The organism is Streptomyces sp. NPDC005574 (assembly GCF_040605435.1).
Lineage (GTDB): Bacteria > Actinomycetota > Actinomycetes > Streptomycetales > Streptomycetaceae > Streptomyces.
Map to the genome: position 1 here is coordinate 1 of NZ_JBEXCW010000080.1, position 1,235 is coordinate 1,235.

The following is a 1,235-nucleotide window of genomic DNA, read 5'->3' on the forward strand; positions in this document are numbered from 1 at the left end:
CGCGATCGAGTCCCTCAACGCCCGCTACCGGCGCGCGGCCCAGGCGTGCGGACACTTCCCCAACGAGCAGGCCGCCCTCAAGCGGCTCTACCTCACCACCCTCGCCCTCGACCCCACCGGCCGCGGCCGCCAGCGCTGGAACAACCGCTGGAAGTCCGCCCTCAACGAGTTCGACGTCCTCTTCGACGGCCGCCTTACCGCCGGACGAGTGTGAGCCGATCAGCCCACCGACAAACCTGTAGGCCAAACAGACGAACCACACCTAATTCCTACTAGACCCGATCGATCCGGTCATCGCGACGAGGAGCTTGCGTTCGCCCTCGTAGCTGAACCGTCCGTGGGCCATGGCCAGGTTGTCGACGATCAGCACGTCGCCGTCGTGCCATTGGAACGTCACTGTCTCGGCCTCGAACGCCGCCCGGATCTCGGACAGGTCGGCGTCGCTGATCGGAGTGCCGTCGCCCAGGTAGGCGTTGCGTGGGAGGTCCTGTTCGTCCATGAGGTCCAGTAGGGCTTCGCGGGTGAGGGGATTCAGGCTTGAGACGTGGAACAGGTGGGCCTGGTTCATCCACACCGTCTCGCCAGTGACCGGGTGCGTCGTCGATGCCTGACAGGTCTCGGTGGTGCGGAGCGTGTCCTCATCGAGCCATTCGACGACGATGCCGCGGACCCGGCAGAAACGGTCCACCTCCGCACGATCCATGTCAGGGAACGTCTCCTGCCACGGCACGCCGAGCCCGCTCCGGTAGTTGCGGACGTAGCGGACGCCGTGTCGCTCGAAACGCTCCCGAATCGGTGCTGGGATCCGTGCGTGGACCGCACGACTGTCGGCGAGCGGGGTCTGGCCGCCGACGGGTGCCGATTTCTGGGAGTAGAACCAGAGGCGTTCGGGCCAGGAGGTCGTGTAGGCCATCTCGTTGTGCATCGGGATGACCTCCGAGGCCGGATATTCCGTCGAGGTGTAGACGTCGCCGACCTTGCTGCGCGGCGTCGACCTGTAGATGTAATCCTCGAGCTGCTGTCCGAAGACGCGCACCAACTCGGAGAACACTGAGGCGTCCGGGATGTCGAAGCCGCGCAGCAGGCAAGCTCCCTTGGCCGCCAGTTGCTCGGTGAGCAGGTCGGTGTTCGCCGAGGCCCACTTCACCGGACTCACGTCCGGTGCGGCCGCCTCGAAGAGCGCGACCCGGCCCCGGTCTGGGAACATGACCGATTCCTTGACGTCGCCGTCCATG

At 66.0% G+C, this 1,235-nt stretch carries 2 protein-coding genes; one reads left to right on the plus strand and one right to left on the minus strand.

Translation table 11 applies throughout. The features are described 5' to 3' along the window. Nucleotides 1-214: transposase (locus ABZT03_RS33625; RefSeq protein WP_356046488.1), on the plus strand; the 214-nt coding region annotated here is incomplete at its 5' end. A 48-nt stretch (nt 215-262) separates the two neighbouring features. Here ABZT03_RS33625 and ABZT03_RS33630 read toward each other — a convergent pair. Then, complete coding sequence (locus tag ABZT03_RS33630) at nt 263-1,234, minus strand: TauD/TfdA family dioxygenase (RefSeq protein ID WP_356046490.1); 972 nt, start codon at nt 1,232-1,234, stop codon at nt 263-265. Between the last annotated feature and the right edge of the window lies 1 nt (nt 1,235).

What these genes read in the sequence shown, in the direction of transcription:
- ABZT03_RS33630 (WP_356046490.1), bottom strand. Translation starts at nt 1,234, where the DNA reads ATGGACGGCGACGTCAAGGAATCGGTCATGTTCCCAGACCGGGGCCGG.